General features: G+C 51.5%; 9 protein-coding genes, 2 rRNA genes and 1 pseudogene. 4 read left to right on the top strand and 8 right to left on the bottom strand.

Annotated elements, in window-relative coordinates; genetic code table 11:
* Positions 1-381 precede the first annotated feature (381 nt).
* The 3 genes from NR177_RS00060 to uxuR all read left to right on the top strand — a co-directional run bounded on the left by NR177_RS00060 (position 382) and on the right by uxuR (position 4277).
* Positions 382-1911 (top strand): MFS transporter, encoded by a 1530-nt coding sequence (locus tag NR177_RS00060; protein ID WP_145394200.1) that lies wholly within the window; start codon positions 382-384, stop codon positions 1909-1911.
* A 123-nt stretch (positions 1912-2034) separates the two neighbouring features.
* Positions 2035-3297 carry a glucuronide uptake porin UidC gene (gene uidC, locus NR177_RS00055; protein WP_256852026.1) on the top strand — a complete coding sequence of 421 codons (1263 nt, stop codon included), beginning with the start codon at positions 2035-2037 and terminating at the stop codon, positions 3295-3297.
* A 209-nt stretch (positions 3298-3506) separates the two neighbouring features.
* A complete protein-coding gene (gene uxuR / locus NR177_RS00050) occupies positions 3507-4277 on the top strand; it encodes a Uxu operon transcriptional regulator (protein WP_063877963.1) in 771 nt (256 codons plus the stop codon).
* Here the strand turns inward: uxuR and aceK are convergent.
* The 6 genes and pseudogenes from aceK to NR177_RS00020 all read right to left on the bottom strand — a co-directional run bounded on the left by aceK (position 4235) and on the right by NR177_RS00020 (position 12136).
* Positions 4235-6034, bottom strand: a complete 1800-nt coding sequence (gene aceK / locus NR177_RS00045) for a bifunctional isocitrate dehydrogenase kinase/phosphatase (protein WP_096010479.1) — start codon at positions 6032-6034, stop codon at positions 4235-4237. The genes uxuR and aceK overlap by 43 nt on opposite strands.
* A 58-nt stretch (positions 6035-6092) precedes the next feature.
* The gene (gene aceA, locus NR177_RS00040) at positions 6093-7394 is read right to left on the bottom strand and encodes an isocitrate lyase (RefSeq protein WP_063877961.1); all 1302 of its coding nucleotides are present in this window, start codon (positions 7392-7394) and stop codon (positions 6093-6095) included.
* Positions 7395-7411: 17 nt separating this feature from the next.
* Positions 7412-9010, bottom strand: a complete 1599-nt coding sequence (gene aceB / locus NR177_RS00035; RefSeq protein WP_256852025.1) for a malate synthase A — start codon at positions 9008-9010, stop codon at positions 7412-7414.
* Between the two features lie 262 nt (positions 9011-9272).
* Positions 9273-10202, bottom strand: a complete 930-nt coding sequence (gene metA, locus NR177_RS00030; protein ID WP_063877959.1) for a homoserine O-succinyltransferase — start codon at positions 10200-10202, stop codon at positions 9273-9275.
* A gap of 159 nt (positions 10203-10361) precedes the next feature.
* Entirely contained in the window at positions 10362-11099 is a 738-nt protein-coding gene (locus NR177_RS00025) for a substrate-binding domain-containing protein (RefSeq protein WP_256852024.1), read from the bottom strand.
* Positions 11068-12136: pseudogene (locus NR177_RS00020) on the bottom strand (ABC transporter substrate-binding protein). The gene NR177_RS00025 and the pseudogene NR177_RS00020 overlap by 32 nt, the downstream one beginning before the upstream one ends.
* A 708-nt stretch (positions 12137-12844) precedes the next feature.
* Between NR177_RS00020 and NR177_RS00015 the strand changes: the two are divergent.
* Positions 12845-13060 (top strand): DUF1471 domain-containing protein, encoded by a 216-nt coding sequence (locus tag NR177_RS00015; RefSeq protein WP_256852023.1) that lies wholly within the window; start codon positions 12845-12847, stop codon positions 13058-13060.
* 609 nt (positions 13061-13669) lie between these two features.
* Here NR177_RS00015 and rrf read toward each other — a convergent pair.
* Both rrf and NR177_RS00005 read right to left on the bottom strand, forming a co-directional pair.
* Positions 13670-13785, bottom strand: a 5S ribosomal RNA gene (gene rrf / locus NR177_RS00010).
* Positions 13786-13992: 207 nt separating this feature from the next.
* A 23S ribosomal RNA gene (locus NR177_RS00005) occupies positions 13993-15151 on the bottom strand; the annotation flags it as partial.

Genomic DNA, 15151 nt, shown 5'->3' with positions numbered 1-15151 from the left:
TAACTGATGGACATCCAGGGGATTTGTGATCAACCTCTTTTTTTTAAAAGAGCAGAGTGATTACTATTCCCTCGCACCACTTTTATAAAAACAGACTGAAAAACAATAAAAACAAACTGACTTCTTATCTCTACCGCGCTTAATACTGGTCAACCAAAATAAACCAAACATTAATACACAGCTTGCTTTACTTATTTAAAACAGCCAGATCAGAAAATAATAAAAACAACAAAGGAGGATCATCATTTAAACAAAACTCCGATTAAACATAACTATTTATCTAATTAAAAACCAAACAGAAAATATTTCTTCATCTTCACGAACGCATAACCACCGGAAGATGTTTTATGACTGTCACACTGAGTTAATCAAGGGAAAACCATGATGACAACAACAATACCGCCACGCAGGAAGGTGGGGACGGGCACCGCAATAGGCTATGGCATTACCGATATTTTTGGCGGCGGTTCCATGGCGCTAATCGGTACATGGCTACTGTTTTTCTATACGACGTTTTGTGGACTTTCCATGCTGGAGGCGAGCTCGATTTTTGCTATTGCCCGCATCATTGACGCCATTCTCAGCCCAATAATGGGCTATATCACCGATAAATTTGGCAGCACCCGATTGGGTAAACGTTTTGGCCGACGCCGCTTCTTTCTGCTGATCAGCGCCCCGATGATGTTTATCTATGCGCTGGTCTGGGTCAGTGACATGGGCTACTGGTACTATCTTGGCACCTATCTCGCCGTCGAGTTACTGGTGGCTATGGTGCTGGTGCCCTGGGAAACCCTGGCGGCAGAGATGACCAATGATTTTGGTGAGCGAACCCGGATGGCGGCAGTCCGTCTGACGTTTTCGCAGGTGGGTGTGTTTCTCACCGCCTCAGTACCGGGCATTATGATCCAGTATTTGGGCCAGGATTCAGCGCTGACCTTTACCTATACCGGCATCCTGTTTTCAGGTCTGTTTTTTATTGTGGTGCTGATCACCTGGTACTGTACCTGGGAATCAAAAGATATGAATCCCGAAGCGTTTGAGCGGCTCAACTCTGGGCCGGGTATGGGGCTTTTAGCCCACCTGAAAAATATGTTCATCGAGCTGGCCACGACGTTCAAGATAAAAATATTCAGACAGCACCTGATTATCTATATTTCATCATTCACGGCACTGGATATTTTCATTGCGGTTTTTGTTTATTTCGTGGTTTATGGTCTGAACCTGGATGCGGCAAACGCTTCCGCCTACCTTTCGATTGCTACCTCCGTTTCCATTCCCGCAACCCTGCTTTTTATGTTTATGCTGGACAAGCTGAATATCCGGCCCGCGCTTGCCATGCGCATTTCTTATCTGTGTGTTTTTGTTGTACTGGGCTATCTCATTTTAATGTATATCGGCCATAGCGCGGTTTCTTCATGGTGGCTGACCACACTGGTCTTTGTTCTGTTGGGCTTTGGTCGCGCGGGACTTTATTTTATCCCCTGGAATATTTACAGCTTTATTCCTGATGTGGATGAAATGGTCACGCGTCAGCGGCGTGAAGGTGTTTTTGCCGGTGTCATGACGCTGATGCGTAAAAGTACCGTCGCCATCGCCATTATGGCGGTCGGTACCGTACTGGAACACAGTAATTTCGTTAAAGGCCAGCTAATCCAGCCTGAAAGTGCTCTGAATGCGATTACCGGCCTGCTGGTCTTTGGCACCGGCGGTTTATTACTCATCAGCTTATATATGACCTTCAAATTTAAGCTCACCCGCGAAACACATCGGGTTCTGGTGAAAGAAATTGATCGTCTGAAGGCGGGCGGGAATAAAGCCGACTGTACACCCGAGACTAAAGTCGTGGTGAAGGCCCTGACCGGCTATGACTATGAGCAGGTGTGGCAGCAGGAGAATAACGCGCGTCCTTAATTCAGCCAGGCCTGTTTTGCAGTGGGTTGCCCGTTACGCATGGCTTATCCAACCGGATAGCAGCCCACTCTGCTTTCGCCTGAATGTCATGAAAAAAATAATAAATACGCTATGGGTTCCTTTATGAAAACACACTTTTTTCGCTACATGGCTATCGCGTTGCTGCTTTGCCCCGCGCTGCCGTACGCCGCCGCCATTAATGACAATGAAGACAGTTTAAGAATTCGTTTAAAAAATGATTTTAGACGGGCAGATAAGCCCAGTGCTGGCACGGGGCGTGATATTTACGCCTGGGTGCAAGGCGGACTTATTGACGTGAATACCCGCTACTACGCTGACTTTATCGGCGTTAGCGCAGGTGCGTACTATGTTTACAAGCTGGGCGCCAAAGACAGCTGGAGCACGCGCTACTATCTGGACGGGCACGACAGTTTTGGTGTGGCTATCGGCGCACTCAAACTTAAACCCGCTGATAATCTTTACTTAACCCTGGGCCGATTTGGGACTGACTATGGTTACGGTAGTTTGCCGTACCGCATCCCATTGATTGCCGATAATTCGTCGCGCACGATACAGACCCTTTCTGAAGGTGTGCTGGCCCGCTTTGAGGCAACAGAAAACCTGACGTTGTGGTCAATGTGGCGTAAGCGCGCCTTTTACTATGTTGATTCGGCTACCGGTGTACGTGATGAAGGGGTGATTGACACCGCAACGGGCAACTATTATCCCCGTCGGGCGCGCACTTATCTGGCCGGTTCCTGGCACGATGCCTCTTCACGCTATTCGGTTGGTGCCTCTTACCAGCCAGATGTTTCAACGCAGATCCAAAGCATTTTCGTAAAAACCCACACCTTTGATGACAATCGCTCGCTGAAATGGGAGTTGATGGGGTTTTACGGTCAGGTTGAGGGAATGAGTAAACCCCTCAGCTACCATCATGACACCGCGCTGGTTTCAGGTCGTTTAACCTACTCGTTTGACAATGCGCGCCTGTTTGGCGCTATCGGTAAACTGACGCATGACATTGATGGTCGCATTATTTATACCGACATCGGTTATCCCGATTCACTGAGTATCGATCGCAATAAAGAAAACATGCTGTCGGTTCAGCTTGGCGGGCAATATTTCTTTAACCAGAACCTCGGTGTGATGCTGGGGCCGGTGATCACCCGAGGTTATGAAGACAAGCAGCGCCATACCAGGATCAAAGGGCTGGGGCTGATGGGCGGCGTGATGTACAACGTCACAGAGGGATCGTTCAAAGGCCTCAACATGTATGTGGCGGCTGACCGCGCCAGAGAGAAACGGCCTGGCAGCGCACTGGGTGACACACTCTATTACTGGGATGTGAAAGCCGGCATACAATACGACTTTATGCTTAAGTGACCGTTTCCCCTTGCACGTCACAAAGATGTTTCAAAAGCGGCACTTGTTAGCGCCGCTTTTTAATGATTATTTAAATACTTGTTACGCAAAGAATAAATCCCCTACCCATCTGGTTGACCTGTTTATCCTGTCGTGCGTAGAACCCTGTTGCCGCAGGATTTAGGTGGTATAGTTTTTGCCGGTAGCGCGTGTCCGACAGGAGCATCATCATGAAATCTGCCTCTCAACAGAGGCCCTATCAGCAGGTGGCTGCAAAAATTCGGCAGCTTGTTCTGGAAACCCCTTACCGCTGTGGTCAGCGTTTGCCGCCAGAGCGCGAAATGGCTGAGAGGCTTGACGTCAGCCGGACCGTGGTGCGCGAAGCCTTAATTATGCTGGAAATAGAGGGGCTGATTGAAGTCAGACGCGGTGCGGGTATTTACGTCGTTGAGTCCCAAACGCCGCTGCACATGAACAATGTGAACACCGGCTTTTGCAATGATGCGGGCCCGTTTGAGCAGCTCCAGGCACGGCAGCTGCTGGAAAGTAATATCGCCGAGTTTGCTGCACTTCAGGCCACCCGCCAGGATATCATCAAGATGCGCCAGGCCCTGCTGTTAGAAGAGCGCGAACTGGTCTCCTGCTCGCTGGAAAACTCAGAGAGCGGTGACATGCATTTCCATCTTGCCATCGCCGAAGCGACGCATAACAGCATGCTGGTCGAACTGTTTCGTCAGTCATGGCAGTGGCGTGAAAATAATCCCATGTGGATTCAATTGCATAGCCACCTTGGTGATACGCTTTATCGCAAAGCATGGTTAGTGGATCACCGGCAAATTCTTGCTGCACTCATCAAAAAAGATGCTCGCGCTGCCAAGCGGGCAATGTGGCAACATCTGGAAAATGTTAAACAGCGCCTGCTGGAGTTTTCCAATGTGGATGACCTCGACTTTGATGGTTACCTGTTTGACTCATGGCCGCTGGCAAATACTGACGCCTGAACGCCTGTCACGGCAGGCGCACCGGGCGGCAACGCGCTGCCGTAACGGATGCTGAAACGCTGAGCATGTTGCCAGGCCATCACATCCTCAATATGTCCCTGGGCGATACGCTGCTGTTGCGCCCGCCACCAGCCCGCCTCAAAAATTTCCGGATGCCGCTTTTGTAGCAGCGCACCTGTCGCTGGCTCGCTGCATAATGCATAACGGAAGGTTTCAGGGAAAACGTCATCCGGCCCCACGCTGTACCAGGGTTCTGCACAGAGTTCATCTTCTTCATAACGCGCCTGTGGCACATCGCGAAAAGTGAGTTCGTGCATAGGCCGAATTTCATCATAATCATAAAACACGACGCGCCCATGTCGGGTGATACCAAAGTTTTTAAACAGCATATCGCCGGGGAAAATGTTGGCGGCAGCCAGCTGCTTGATCGCATTGCCGTACTCTTCAATGGCATGCTGGCGCTGGCTTTCACTGGCCTGCGCCAGATAGAGATTAAGCGGCTGCATACGGCGCTCCAGCCAGAGATGACTGATGATCAGGCGATCGCCTTCGATGCGTAGTTTCCCGGAAATCGTCTGTTGGAACTCCAGCAGCAGCGCCGGCGCAATGCGCGCGAGCGGCAGCGCAAACTGTTCGAAAGCCTGTGTATCGGCCATGCGTCCCACACGGTCATGCTCTTTGACCTGTTGATAGCAGGCCCTCACCTGCATTTCGGTGACCTCTTTTTGCGGGGCAAACCGATCTTTGATGACTTTAAATACCCGGTCAAAGCCCGGTAATGTGAAGACCAGCATCACCATGCCACGTATGCCCGGTGCAATCTCAAACGCGGCGTCGGATTGCGCCAGCGCCTGCAGATATTCCCGGTAGCTTTCCGTCTTGCCATGCTTCTGGCAACCGATGGCCATGTAACGTTCTGCCAGCGTTTTCCCTGGCAATATGGGCTTGAGCCAGGCCACCAGCGCCGCAGGTAGCGGTGCGTAAACCATAAAATAGGCGCGGGCAAAGCCAAACACGATGCTGGCATCGTTCACGTCCGTCAGGCAAGTATCAATCCACAGCTCGCCCTTATCGCTTCGTTGAATCGGCAACAGACAGGGGAAAATACCGTCTGGCAGATGCAGCCGGGCAACAATCCAGGCCGTTTTATTACGGAAAAACAGTTCACTGCAAACGTCCAGCCAGCCGTTATCCAACTGAGATGCGGAAAATTGCTCATGCAAATGCCGTAAAATCCACGCTTCATCGCGCTCCCGATCCTGCCATGGCAACGTTAACGGCACGTCGCGCAGTACCTGATCGAGCAGCACTTGCCAGCCCTGATGTGGCAGATAGGTTCGCGCCAGCGGGCGCGCAGAGTGCGTTGGTGCCGAGGCCGGCTGTGAGCTGAAAATGAACAGACGTTCCGGCTGCAGCGCGTGATGTCCATGCAACCGGCAGTAAACCGAATTAAAGAAGCTCTCGGCAATTTCATAGCGCGGATAGTCGGGTAACAAGGTTTCATAATGGCTTTTGATCGCCAGCCAAAATGCATCGTCCCAGTGTGCCGCCCCGTTCAGTGCCCGTAGCTGATCGGCGACCAGAGCTACGTGATGATCATAAAGATGAATACGCGCCTTCATCGCCTGCTGTACCGCTTGCCATTCGGCCTGTTCAAAACGCTGTTGTGCGCCCGCAGTAATGTCGAGAAAACGGCCATACTGCGCGTCGAACCCCTGCAGAATGGTATGCGCAATCAGTGATTCGCGTGGCGGCATGATTCCCTCCTGAAAAAGCCCGCCCGTTAATACCGGGCGGGAAAGACACAGACTCAACTCAAAACTGGTGCTCCTCGGTGGAGCCTGTCAGGGCCGTCACCGACGACTTACCGCCCTGAATCGTAGTGGTCACCCGATCGAAATAGCCGGTACCAACCTCTTGCTGATGCGAGGAAAAGCTGTAACCCCGTTCGCGGGCAGCAAACTCCGGCTGCTGTACTTTTTCCACATAGTGACGCATGCCTTCGCCCTGGGCATAAGCGTGCGCAAGATCGAACATGTTGAACCACATGCTGTGAATACCGGCCAGCGTAATGAACTGGAAGCGATAACCCATGTCACTGAGCGCCTGCTGAAAAGCTGCGATGGTTTTATCATCGAGATTCTTTTTCCAGTTAAACGAGGGCGAACAGTTGTAAGCCAGTAGCTTGCCTGGATAGCGGGCGTGGATGGCATCGGCAAAACGCTGGGCCATTGCCAAATCTGGCGTGGCGGTTTCGCACCACAAGACATCGGCATAAGGGGCATAAGCCAGCCCCCGGCTTATGGCCTGCTCAATACCGGCGTTGGTACGGAAAAAACCTTCCGCCGTGCGGTCGCCGCGGATAAACGGCCGATCGTATTCATCACAGTCAGAGGTAATCAGATCGGCGGCATCCGCATCGGTGCGCGCCAGCAGAATAGTGGGCACGCCCATCACATCGGCGGCCAGGCGCGCCGCCACCAGTTTCTGCACGGCTTCCTGGGTTGGCACCAACACCTTTCCGCCCATATGACCGCATTTCTTCACGGCCGCCAGTTGGTCCTCAAAGTGCACGGCCGCCGCGCCTGCGCTGATCATCGACTTCATCAACTCAAACGCATTCAGCACGCCACCAAAACCGGCTTCTGCATCGGCCACGATGGGCAGGAAATAGTCGACAAAGCGGCTGTCTCCCGGTTCGATACCGTTGGCCCACTGAATCTGGTCGGCGCGCTGGAACGTCTGGTTAATGCGGGTGACCACCTCAGGCACAGAGTTGACCGGATAGAGCGACTGATCGGGATACATCTGCCCTGCCACGTTGGCATCAGCAGCGACCTGCCAGCCAGAGAGGTATATCGCTTCTATACCGGCTTTTGCCTGTTGCAACGCCTGACCGCCTGTGAGTGCCCCTAGGCTGTTGATATAGCCTTTTCTGGCATCACCGTTGAGCAGCGACCAGAGTTTCACCGCCCCGCGCTCTGCCAGAGTGCAGGCTGGCAGTACCGAACCGCGTAGATTAACGACTTCTTCTGCGCTGTAGGGGCGGGTAATGCCCTGCCAGCGCGTGTCCTGCCAGTATTTTTCGAGTTGCTGGATGTGTTGAGTACGTGTCATGGCAACGGCTCCTTGAGTCAGGGAAGCAGGCGGTAGCCTGGCAGAGTAAGAAAAGAAACCAGTTCGTCCTGGGTTGTGATCTGCGCCATCAAGCGCGCCGCTTCCTCATAACGACCTGAACTGAAAGACTTATCACCCAGATGCATCTGTAACGTTTGCAACTCATCATTCAGTAGCTGCTGAAACAGTTCTGCCGTCACCGGCTGTCCATCCTGCAGGGATTTATGGTGGCGTATCCATTGCCAGATAGAGGTACGGGCAATTTCTGCGGTTGCGGCATCTTCCATCAGGCCATCAATGGGGACACAACCATTGCCGCTAATCCAGGCTTCCAGATACTGCAACGCCACCCGAATATTGGCGCGCATGCCCGCTTCCGTTCGATCGCCTTCACAGGGTGCCAGAAGCTGTTCAGCCGTTATCGGACTGTCATCCTGCCGCAGAATGTTGAGCTGATTGGGGCGTTCACCCAGTACATGGTTGAACACTGACATCGCCGTGTCTGCCAGGCCGGGATGCGCAATCCAGGTGCCGTCATGTCCGTTGTTGGCTTCACGCTGTTTATCTTCTGTAACGCGCTGCAGTACCCATTCATTTCGCGCGCTGTCTTTGCTGGGAATGAGCGCTGACATGCCGCCCATGGCGAAAGCGCCACGTCGATGACAGGTTCGGATCAGTAATCGTGAGTAAGCATCCAGAAATGGCTGAGCCATGGTTACAGACTGGCGATCGGGCAGAACCCGATCCGCATGTTCGCGCAGCGTTTTGATATAGCTGAAAATATAATCCCAGCGGCCGCAGTTCAGTCCAACGATATGATCCCGCAGATTCCACAGGATCTCATCCATCTGGAAAACAGCCGGTAGCGTTTCGATCAACACGGTGGCTTTGATGGTACCGCGCGCCAGATCAAAACGATCCTCGGCAAAGCTGAAAATGTCCCGCCACCATGCTACCTCCTGCCAGCTCTCGGTTTTTGGCAGGTAAAAATAGGGGCCACTGCCTTTTGCCAGTAAGGCTTTGACGTTATGAAAAAAGTAGAGTGCGAAGTCAAACAGACCGCCGGGAATCGCATTGCCCTGCCAGCTAACATGTTTTTCAGACAGATGCAGGCCACGAACCCGACACATCAATACCGCAGGATCGGCTCGTAGCTGATAGATTTTGCCGTTATCGCTGGTATAACGCAGCGTGCCGGCAACGGCTTCGCGTAGGGTTTGCTGCCCATCAATCAGTTTTTCCCAGGTGGGTGCCAGAGAGTCCTCAAAATCTGCCATAAACACGTTTACGTTGGCATTCAGGGCGTTAATCACCATTTTGCGATCGGGCGGGCCGGTGATCTCCACTCGACGATCCTGTAAATCGATCGGGATGCCGCGAATGGTCCATTCACGTTCTCTTATGGAAACAGTTTCCATATCGAAACCCGGTAGCTGGCCGGAATCATACTGCTTCTGCCTTACCTGACGTGCGGTTAACAGCGCCTCACGCTGTGGCGCAAAACGCGTCACCAGCGCCTGTAAGAAAACGATGGCATCTGCGGTAAGAAGCTGTTTTTCAGCATCATTAAAGGGCTTGCTGAACAGTAATTCACTGTTGATAACGGAGTCTGTCATGTTTGCTCTCTCCTGTTTTCTGGCGGATCAAAACGGGTGATCCGCATATAGGGTAATTATTGAGCTACAGGATCAGAGCATATTCATTTTAATTTTAAAATCAAAAACTATTTCCATTTTTAATAAACAAACAACTTATCATCATGATTAATAAATGATTTATTTTATTTTTTAACAGGTAATACTTTTCACTCACGTTTTACAGACGAAAAAAAACCGTGCTGCCAGCGGCTAACACGGTTCAGTTGTAGCTAAAAAAGAATTATTCCAGCGTGGGATTCATATGGCGCAGATCAAACGGCGTAATCTGGTAGACGTAATAATTCAGCCAGTTTGAAAACAGCAGGTTTCCATGGCTACGCCAGGTGGCGCGCGGTGTAAGCTGGGGATTATCCTGTGGGAAATAGTTATAGGGTACTTCAGGATTCAGCCCGGCTTCATAGTCGCGTTGAAACTCTCCCGCCAGCGTCAGTGCATCGTACTCCGGGTGCCCGGTCACAAACGCCAGCCTTTTGTCTTTGCTCGCCATAAGGTAGGCACCGGTTTGTTCCGATTCAGCAAATAATTCGAGGTCAGTGTAATCCGTGATTAACTGGGTAGGGAAATCGGCATAACGGGAATGAGGTGCCAGAAAATTATCATCAAAACCCCGGGTCAGTAACGAGTGGGGATGCAGTATCTGATGTTCAAAGACGCCTGCCAGTTTAGTCTGCCGGGTTTGTTTAGGAATGCCGTATAAAATGTTTAATGCCGCCTGCACCGCCCAACAGACAAACAGGGTTGAGGTGACATGGTTTTTAGCCCATTCCAGAACCTGTTTTATCTGCGGCCAGTACGCCACATCGTTAAATTCGACCAGCCCGAGCGGCGCACCTGTAACGATTAAGCCGTCGTAGTTATCGTGCTGGATATCGTTAAAGTTACAGTAGAAATTGTTGAGATGATCGCTGGGTGTATTGCGCGATTCCCGGCTGTCGATACGCAGCAGTTGAATATCAATCTGTAACGGAGAGTTTGAGAGCAACCGCAGAAACTGATTTTCAGTCTCAATTTTTTTCGGCATCAGATTAAGAACCAGCACTTTAAGCGGACGGATCTCCTGAACACTGGCACGTGACGACGTCATCACGAAGACGTTTTCGTTACGTAAAAAATTTACTGCCGGTAATTCATCGGGGACCCTGATTGGCATGGCTTAATCACCTCTCATAACCATATATACGTTTAGACATCCAGACAGCCAAAGATAACCAGTTAAACGCTAAATGTCGAGCCTGCATATCGACAGGTGAAAAAGTTTCAAGGCGCGGGGAGGCCTTCCCTTCAGCACAGGGTTTGAGGCGAACAGAAATTAAAGAGGCATTTTAAAACCGAGGGGCAGAAAACCGTGCTGCCGCAAAATACGTTGCGCCTCGTCGGAGCGCAGGAAGGCGGCAAGCGGCCTGGCGGCAGCTGACAGCGTGGCCCAGCCATACTTCGCCTGCACGTTGTAATCGGGAGGGATAGTCAGGACAAGGCATTGTGAATGAGGGTTCAGGCGGGACGCATAGCTGGCGTAGCCAATAAAAAGGTCAGCACGTCCTGTATCGATTAACCACTTTGCCGCCAGTTCGCCATCTGGAACCGGCAAGCTGTCCGGGCCCCCCACCATCGCGATTGCTCTTCGCCTGAGAAAATCGCCGCAACCGGTATGGCGCTGTTCAATATTGTCGAACAGCTGCCAGGCATAATCACCGGAGGGATCACAATGTGGGGTTGAGATCGCCAGCCGTAAATCATTACGCCGCAGCAGCGACAGCCAGTCGTCCCCGGCTCGGACACAATCACGTTTCACCGTCAGGCAGAGCGTATTATTTGTAAAATGACCGGTATCTTGTGCAAGGCCTTGCAACAGCAACCTGGCAGGATGCTGCAGGTTGGCCGAAACAAACAGGTCGCACACGTCACCCTGCTCAATACGCTGGCGCAGTAAACCGGCAGGGCCATACTGCGTGTCTGCCATTAAGCCGGACTGGATGTTAAAGGTTGCGATTAGCGCCTTCCACACATCACGCAGGCTACCTGCTGCCAGAACGTGTAACGTTTTCATGGTACGAGGTCCGGTAAAAACGGTGATACCAGCGGTCAGCCTGCTGCTGCATATCAATGTCGCGAAATTTATCAGGATAGAGCTTCTTCGCCATCCACAGTTCGCCTAAACCTATCGCTTCCGGCATCGGATAACCCCATGCCTTGGCATACTCAGGCATTAGCCATACCTGATGATGTTTCACTGCATCAATGGTTCGCCAAAGCGGATTTTGCTGAATCTCCTGTACCACCTGTGGATAACGATGCTGAACGAAAATCACCTGCGGATTCCATACTACCACCTGTTCCATACTGACCTGCCTGAAGCCCTGAATGGTCGAGGCTGCAACGTTGAGAGCACCTGCATGAGCCATCATCAGGCCGGTATATTTCCCTGCGCCATAGGTAGTGAGATCGGGATTGGCCATATAAGCGCGGACACGCTGCTGTTCAGGTCTGTTTTTGAGACGGTCAGTCACTATCTTTCGACCGGCAAATGCCGCTGAAAGTAATGCTCTGGCCTGTTGCTGCCTGTTCACCACCTCACCAATCAGCGTAATGCCTTTTGATACCCAGATCGTACGCCTGATCTTCGTTTTGCATATTGGGGTTAATCTCACCCTGCTGCCCGGCATCATCGTGACGCAACGATATTGCCAACACCGGAATGCCCAGCGCAGAGATTTGGTCAATCATCTCTTTCGGCGCATAGTTGGTAACAAATACCACCTGTGGATGCAGCGCGACCAGTTTTTCCAAATCCACGTGGGTCAAATCACCTAGCAGCGCTTTATGCGTCAGTTCAGGCACCAGGGTTGCATAATCGTCCCCGAGCTGCTGTTTCCAGTTAGCGAGAATTCCCACGATTTTATCTGTCGCATTTAACTGCACGAGGAGATTGAGCGTTTGATGCTGAAGCACGACCACGCGATTAACCTGATCTGGAATCGTGACGGTACGGCCAATTTGATCGGTCACAACACGACTGGCGTAGCTGTTTGAGGCGGTCAACGTCAGCAGGCCAGCAAGGACCAGGCGAGTCAGTATTGTTTTCAATGAAGCGTCTCCAAAGCGTAATGCAATGGATTATATAGCGCTTATCTGCGGCAAGGTAGCCTGTTGATGCTCAACGCCTGGCACGTGTCGCAATGGAAAAGTAGCGAACGGCTCGCCTGCGGCCATTAAGCTCATCGGGAATTAGCGGATTGAGGATTGAGGATTGAGGATTGAGGATTGAGGCAAGAGTAGGAGAGGAGCAAGCCTGTTCAGCCTAAGTGATTTTACGGGCCAGGCTGAGCCTTTTGCCTGGATCATACTGGCGGCGGACATTGAGACATACTTATGACCTTGGAAGGATCATGATGAACGGCATTCTCGTACCCAATTCAGATAACAGTTTGACCCGGTACGATTGAAGGCCAGACAGAATCGTTGTGTGAGTTGCATAAAACTGGCAGGAGAGTTTTGAGGTTTTTAGACAACGCCTTTATCTGCCTGGCGTCGGAGGGCTATTACTTATTATTCGCCTATTAACTAAAAAAGTCGGGCGGAAATTACACCTCATCTGTGTAATTCTATAATTTCAGTATTAAATCCCTACACATTTAACTCACTGATATTCTCTTTTACACTCTGACAATAATGCTATCAGCTTGATATTAATTAGAGCACACGGCGTTAATTTTAGACTGCATACATTTTGCTAACTTGATTTTAACGGAGCCATACAGACTCCTTCATCAACCGGAATCAAGGGGTAATGTTATGAAAATCAATAAAGTAACGTCAGCTGCGGCTGCTGTAACCTTTTCACTGATGTCTTTTGGTTGTTTCGCACAAACTGTCTCTGCCACCTCATTAACGCTGGATGGCGCGGTTTCTAAAATCGCCCGACAGGCTAAACAACAAGGTGACCATTTTAAAGTTATCAGTGCAGACACGAATAATTACGCCCATGTAACGGCTGAATTATACAAATAATGCCAGCGCTAAATAAGCAAAAGGGCCGGCTGTTTTTATATAACGGATATCCGTTTTATAAAGCAGTTGGCCTTTTTTAGGTATTTTATCATTAAGTCTGCCAGTAATACCGCCGCACAGATTTCAACATTGGAAAGGGTTCTGAAGCGCGTCTTTCCAAAAGCCCCATCTGCCAATAAACGCAAATATAGCTGGAGCCTGTCTGGCTTGAGCCGGATAGCGCTGGCGACCTTTACTCATCCTGCCGTTTAGTCGACAACCATTCACGACCTTTATTGCTGTTGCGAGTTAATGCAGGGCGGCGCTGTGCTGGATCTAAAACACAGAGGGAATTTGGCGGGTGCGGGCAGGCATTCGCGGCGTTTGTTGTATCCGGATGATCAGGCGGTTCGCCGTCTTCGGTCAGGGCCGCAGGTATATGACGCCAGGTGCGGCACGCCCTCCGGCTTTCTCACGCGCCGTTTTATCCCGGCCGGCGGTTTGAATGACGCGGACGGCGCTCGCGCAGTCCCGGCCGCGCAGCATAACCGTCCTGACGCCCCGTTTTCCGCAGGTTACGGACGTAAAAAAGCCCTGAACTTTCGTTCAGGGCTTCTTCACTTGTTTGATGCCTGGCAGTTCCCTACTCTCGCATGGGGAGACCCCACACTACCATCGGCGCTACGGCGTTTCACTTCTGAGTTCGGCATGGGGTCAGGTGGGACCACCGCGCTACAGCCGCCAGGCAAATTCTTTGTGCCCGAAACGACTCTTTTACGCCATGAACGCGTTGCATTCGCTCTGCCGCACCGGTCACATACTTCAGTATGCTCCCGCTGACGTCATCGCTCTGCGCCTTCTCATGCCGCAAAATCTGTCGTTTCCGCAAATTTTTCCGGTAAACAATGCTGAAAATTTAAGTCGTCTCTCAACCAAAACGCCTCTGGCGTTGTAAGGTTAAGCCTCACGGGTCATTAGTACCGGTAAGCTCAACGCATCGCTGCGCTTACACACCCGGCCTATCAACGTCGTCGTCTTCAACGTCCCTTCAGGACCCTTAAAGGGTCAGGGAGAACTCATCTCGGGGCAAGTTTCGTGCTTAGATGCTTTCAGCACTTATCTTTTCCGCACTTAGCTACCGGGCAGTGCCACTGGCGTGACAACCCGGACACCAGCGGTGCGTTCACTCCGGTCCTCTCGTACTAGGAGCAACCCCCCTCAATTCTCCAGCGCCCACGGCAGATAGGGACCGAACTGTCTCACGACGTTCTAAACCCAGCTCGCGTACCACTTTAAACGGCGAACAGCCGTACCCTTGGGACCTACTTCAGCCCCAGGATGTGATGAGCCGACATCGAGGTGCCAAACACCGCCGTCGATATGAACTCTTGGGCGGTATCAGCCTGTTATCCCCGGAGTACCTTTTATCCGTTGAGCGATGGCCCTTCCATTCAGAACCACCGGATCACTATGACCTGCTTTCGCACCTGCTCGAGCCGTCACTCTCGCAGTCAAGCTGGCTTATGCCATTGCACTAACCTCCTGATGTCCGACCAGGATTAGCCAACCTTCGTGCTCCTCCGTTACTCTTTAGGAGGAGACCGCCCCAGTCAAACTACCCACCAGACACTGTCCGCAGCCCGGATTACGGGCCTACGTTAGAACACCAAACATTAAAGGGTGGTATTTCAAGGATGGCTCCACGCAGACTGGCGTCCACGCTTCAAAGCCTCCCACCTATCCTACACATCAAGGCTCAGTGTTCAGTGTCAAGCTGTAGTAAAGGTTCACGGGGTCTTTCCGTCTTGCCGCGGGTACACTGCATCTTCACAGCGATTTCAATTTCACTGAGTCTCGGGTGGAGACAGCCTGGCCATCATTACGCCATTCGTGCAGGTCGGAACTTACCCGACAAGGAATTTCGCTACCTTAGGACCGTTATAGTTACGGCCGCCGTTTACCGGGGCTTCGATCAAGAGCTTCAGCTTGCGCTTAACCCCATCAATTAACCTTCCGGCACCGGGCAGGCGTCACACCGTATACGTCCACTTTCGTGTTTGCACAGTGCTGTGTTTTTAATAAACAGTTGCAGCCAGCTGGTATCTTCGACTG

It is taken from the genome of Pantoea sp. Fr+CA_20, assembly GCF_024520835.1.
In the GTDB taxonomy this organism is placed as follows: Bacteria; Pseudomonadota; Gammaproteobacteria; order Enterobacterales; family Enterobacteriaceae; genus Pantoea; species Pantoea allii.
This window is presented reverse-complemented; position numbering and strand designations above follow the sequence as displayed.

Excerpts from the sequence above, each read along its gene's own strand:
- NR177_RS00060 (WP_145394200.1), top strand. The coding sequence starts at position 382 with ATGATGACAACAACAATACCGCCACGCAGGAAGGTGGGGACGGGCACC.
- uidC (WP_256852026.1), top strand. The coding sequence starts at position 2,035 with ATGAAAACACACTTTTTTCGCTACATGGCTATCGCGTTGCTGCTTTGC.
- uxuR (WP_063877963.1), top strand. The coding sequence starts at position 3,507 with ATGAAATCTGCCTCTCAACAGAGGCCCTATCAGCAGGTGGCTGCAAAA.
- aceK (WP_096010479.1), bottom strand. The coding sequence starts at position 6,034 with ATGCCGCCACGCGAATCACTGATTGCGCATACCATTCTGCAGGGGTTC.
- aceA (WP_063877961.1), bottom strand. The coding sequence starts at position 7,394 with ATGACACGTACTCAACACATCCAGCAACTCGAAAAATACTGGCAGGAC.
- aceB (WP_256852025.1), bottom strand. The coding sequence starts at position 9,010 with ATGACAGACTCCGTTATCAACAGTGAATTACTGTTCAGCAAGCCCTTT.
- metA (WP_063877959.1), bottom strand. The coding sequence starts at position 10,202 with ATGCCAATCAGGGTCCCCGATGAATTACCGGCAGTAAATTTTTTACGT.
- NR177_RS00025 (WP_256852024.1), bottom strand. The coding sequence starts at position 11,099 with ATGAAAACGTTACACGTTCTGGCAGCAGGTAGCCTGCGTGATGTGTGG.
- NR177_RS00015 (WP_256852023.1), top strand. The coding sequence starts at position 12,845 with ATGAAAATCAATAAAGTAACGTCAGCTGCGGCTGCTGTAACCTTTTCA.